The organism is Streptomyces sp. WELS2 (assembly GCF_013870595.1).
Taxonomy (GTDB): Bacteria; Actinomycetota; Actinomycetes; order Streptomycetales; family Streptomycetaceae; genus Streptomyces.
On the sequence record NZ_JACBWZ010000544.1, the window covers coordinates 1 to 4,393 of the forward strand.

General features: G+C 73.5%; 3 protein-coding genes. 1 reads left to right on the forward strand and 2 read right to left on the reverse strand.

The window, feature by feature from the left end; genetic code table 11:
- Positions 1-1,510, reverse strand: a 1,510-nt coding sequence (locus H5J33_RS25210; RefSeq protein WP_181797164.1) for a M48 family metalloprotease, incomplete at its 3' end; no start/stop codon positions are given.
- Positions 1,511-1,831: 321 nt separating this feature from the next.
- A complete protein-coding gene (locus H5J33_RS25215; RefSeq protein ID WP_181797165.1) occupies positions 1,832-2,950 on the reverse strand; it encodes a hypothetical protein in 1,119 nt (372 codons plus the stop codon).
- Between the two features lie 177 nt (positions 2,951-3,127).
- Here H5J33_RS25215 and H5J33_RS25220 point away from each other — a divergent pair, with 177 nt between their 5' ends.
- Positions 3,128-4,282: a cystathionine gamma-synthase gene (locus H5J33_RS25220; protein WP_181797166.1), complete on the forward strand. Its 1,155-nt coding sequence runs from the start codon at positions 3,128-3,130 to the stop codon at positions 4,280-4,282.
- Positions 4,283-4,393: the final 111 nt, after the last annotated feature.

Sequence of the window (4,393 nt, forward strand, 5' to 3'; positions counted from 1 at the left end):
GGTGCCGGCCGGGCAGCCGTACCGCCGCCGGGTTGGTCCAGGAGAACTCCCAGCTCAGCAGCGAACGGGCGCTGAACTCGGCCAGCACCATCGTGCGCAGCGAGCGGAGCAGCACCGGCCGTACGAACTCGCGGAACGCCCGCCCCTTCGCGGCCGCCGCCTCCTCGGACAGCGGCAGCCGCTCCGCCAGCCGCCAAAGCCGGCCGTCGTCGATGAGGTCCAGCAGCGCGGACAGGGTGGCCGGCTGCCCCGTGTACGCGGTCAGCGCCCGGTGCAGCGGGGTCCGCGTGGCGGACAGGCCCGCGGCCATCGAGGCGTTCAGCAGCTCCTCCCAGCCGGCGGCGCGCGGGCAGGTGAGCAGCTCGTCCAGGAGGACGGCGTCCTCCAGCGCGCCCAGGGTGCGCTCCGGGTCGGTCAGCAGGGTCAGCGCCGCGCCCCGGGCCTCGTCGGTGCGCCCGTCGGCGGGCAGCGCCTCGATCCGCCGTACCCGGTCGGCGATCGGCGGATGGGAGTCGTACGGTCCGGCCGGCGTCTGTGGCAGCTCCGCGCGCAGCTCCGCCAGCTCCAGCTCCCGGGCGGTCAGCAGCCGGCCGAAGCCGCCGAAGAACTCGCCGCGCGGCGGCAGCAGCCGGGCGGGCAGCCCCAGGGTGGCGTAGGAGTCCAGGTAGAAGTCGTGGGAGGCGGACAGGGCCGGGATCTCGCGCAGCGCCGACGCGGTCGCGTCCCGTCCGGCGATCCGGGCGGCGGTCAGGTCGGCGGCGTACTCCTGGTCGCGCGCGGTGGACAGGGAGGCGCGCAGGTAGAGCTTGCCGTAGGCGGTGTAGATCCGCGCCATCGTCCGGTACGTCGCCCCGACACCGGTGGTGTCGATCTCCTTGGCCTTGCGGCCCTTGGCGACCCGCTTGGCGGACGCCCGCTCCTGCCGGGCCCGGTCGGCGGCCACCTTGCCGTCCGCCTTGGCGTGGAACTGCCCGATGACCCGGCCGATCTGCACGCGCCCGCGCACGACCAGCGCGGACAGCCGGGTGTCACCGCCGGTGAAGTGACCGAACTCGTGGCCGAGCACGGAGCGCAGCTGCCCCTCGCTCAGGCCGATCAGCAGCGGCACGCCGAGCGTGAGGCGGCGCGGGCCGGGCAGCAGGCCGAGCAGCCGCGGTTCCTCGCCGACGGAGGCGTTGACCTCGCCGGTGAGCAGGATGCGGTCGGGGGCGCGGGTGCCGGCCGCCGCGGCCAGCTCGCGCACCAGCGCCCACAGCCGGGGTTCATCGGTGTCGGTGACCGCGAGACCGGGCGGGTCCTCGCCCTTCGGGGTCCGCAGCATCAGCATGCCGCGGACGACGGGGACGGCCAGCAGCACCGTGACGAAGCCGGCCTTCGCCGTGAGCGGGCCGTGTCCCCAGCTGAACACGAGGACGTCGACGCCGGCCAGCGCGGCGAGCAGGACGAGGCTCAGCAGATAGAAGCCGAGCAGCAGAACGAGAGCGCGCAGTGCGCGCAGCGTTGCGCCCATCGGGCAGATCCCCCCACAGGATCCCGGAAAAGGGACAGGACGAAGCGGCGGAAAAGGACATGGAGGATGCACCGGGCCGGTGGCTGGTCGGTGCTGGTGGTGCCGTGGTGCTGTGTTGCTGGTGGTGTCGTTGAGGCCGGTGATGCTGTGTGGGGGGAAGCGGAGTATGCCTTACCGCAGGTCAGGAGGGCAATGTGAGGGCCGCGTAAAGGCGGACGGGCTGCGCGGAGGGAGATGCGCGAGGCCGGGGAGGTGGGCGACCGCCGGGCGGGCTCGGGCGGCGGACCCGGTGTGCCCCGCCCGTGCGGTCCCCGTGCCTCCTCAGCCGGGCAGGCTCGCCGGGCTGCCCCCGTTGGCCTCGTAGCCCGCGACCGCCAGTGCGCGGTGGAGGGCGAACGCGGCGGCCGGGTCCTCGGACAGGGTCCACGGCAGCGCGCCCACATGCCCGTCGACGTGTACGAGCTGGTCCATGGCCTCCGCCCAGCGCTCGGCGCCGACCAGGAAGAAGACCAGCAGGTGCCGGACGTGGGGCAGGGTCGGGTCGTCGGGGACGGCCGAGTGCACCGCGTGCAGCGCGCCGTGGATCGCCTTGGCGACGACCTCGCTCTGGTAGAAGCTCGCGACCAGGTTCACCTCCGGGAGGTGCTCGAACACCGCGAACAGCGGCAGCGCGGCGAGCAGCGAGCCCTCCGGGGCGCGGGCCGCCGCGCTCTGCGCGAAGGCGTACGCCTGCTCACGGGAGCCGTGCCACTTCTCGCACCAGTAGTGCAGCGCGGCCAGATGCGCGCCCATGTGGTGCGGGGCCCGGTCGAGGATCCTGGCCCACAGCTGCTCGAACTCGGCGTGCGGATAGCCCAGCCCGCGCGCGACGGCCAGCTCTATGACGTACGGCACCGGGTCCCCGGGCGCCAGCAGGGCGGCCTCCGCGCAGGCCTTGCGGGCCTCCTCCATGATGATCCGGAACTCGTCCGTGCCCGGCGTCGACGTCCGCCAGGCCTGCTGCACCAGGAACTCCGCGTGCACGGCGGCAGCGCCCGCGTCCTTGGGCTTCTCCGCCCGCCACACCCGCAGCCACTGGCCACCCGGCGTCTCGTGCACCCCGCCCGGGCGCTGCCGCAGCTCCAGCGCGGCGGCGCCGGCGAAGGCCTGCACCCGCTGCCAGCGCAGCTCGCCCTCGGCCCCGGTGCCGGCCAGCAGCTGGGCGCCGGCCCGGTAGTCCCGCGTGCGCTGCACCAGCTCCAGGGTTTGCGTCAGGTCCTGGTCCGGGCCGGGCAGGCGCACGTCCAGCTCTTCCTCGCGCAGGAATCCGTAGGCCGCCGGGTCGGCGGCGTCCGGGTGTCCCGCCGGAACCCGCTGGATCCCGCCGCGCCCGCGCCGCAGCACCGGGAGCAGGACGAGGCTCAGCACGAGCAGCGCCATCAGCAGCCAGAGAATCGCCATGTCCCAAGCGAACCAGACCCCGCCGACAATTGGCGAACCCCGCCGCGAGCCTGTGGAAAACTCCCGATCAGAGCATGACAGCAACTCCGGTCACAGCGTGACAGCAACATTGCAGAACCTGGCTAACACCTCTCGCCGGGCGCCGGGAACCGGCCGGGCGCATTACGCTCGATGCACATGAGCGACAGGCACATCAGCGACCACTTCGAGACCCTCGCAATCCACGCGGGCAACACCGCGGATCCCCTCACCGGCGCGGTCGTCCCGCCGATCTACCAGGTTTCGACCTACAAGCAGGACGGCGTCGGCGGGCTGCGCGGCGGATACGAGTACAGCCGCAGCGCCAACCCGACCCGGACCGCCCTTGAGGAGAACCTCGCCGCGCTGGACGGCGGTCGCCGAGGCCTCGCCTTCGCGTCCGGCCTCGCGGCCGAGGACACGCTGCTGCGTACGCTCCTCGGCCCCGGTGACCACGTGGTGATCCCGGACGACGCCTACGGCGGCACCTTCCGGCTCTTCGCCAAGGTGGCCACCCGCTGGGGCGTGGAATGGTCCGTCGCCGACACCGCCGACCCGGCCGCCGTACGGGCCGCGATCACCCCGAAGACCAAGGCCGTCTGGGTGGAGACCCCCTCCAACCCGCTGCTCGGCATCACCGACATCGCCGCCGTCGCCCAGGTCGCCCACGACGCGGGCGCGAAGCTCGTCGTCGACAACACCTTCGCCACCCCCTACCTCCAGCAGCCGCTGGCGCTGGGCGCGGACGTCGTCGTGTACTCGCTCACGAAGTACATGGGCGGCCACTCGGACGTGGTCGGCGGTGCGCTGGTCGTCGCCGACCAGGCGCTGGGCGAGGAGCTGGCGTACCACCAGAACGCGATGGGCGCCGTGGCCGGCCCCTTCGACTCCTGGCTGGTGCTGCGCGGTACCAAGACCCTCGCGGTGCGCATGGACCGGCACGGCGAGAACGCCACGAAGGTCGCCGACATGCTGACCCGGCACCCGCGCGTGACGCAGGTGTACTACCCGGGCCTGCCCGACCACCCCGGTCACGAGATCGCCGTCAAGCAGATGAAGTCGTTCGGCGGCATGGTGTCGTTCCGCGTCGCGGGCGGCGAGGAGGCCGCGCTGGAGGTGTGCGCCCGTACCAAGGTGTTCACCCTCGGCGAGTCCCTCGGCGGTGTCGAGTCCCTGATCGAGCACCCCGGCCGGATGACGCACGCCTCCGTGGCCGGCTCCCAGCTGGAGGTCCCGGCCGACCTGGTGCGGCTGTCCGTCGGCATCGAGAACGTCGAGGACCTGCTGGAGGACCTCAAGCAGGCCCTCGGCTAGCGGCCGGGGTCACCGGCCGGTGACCGGCGGAGCCGTCCGCGAGGGCGGCTCCGCCCAGGGGCGGCCTAGGCCGCCCACACGGTGAACGCGAGGACCGCCGCGCACGCCAGC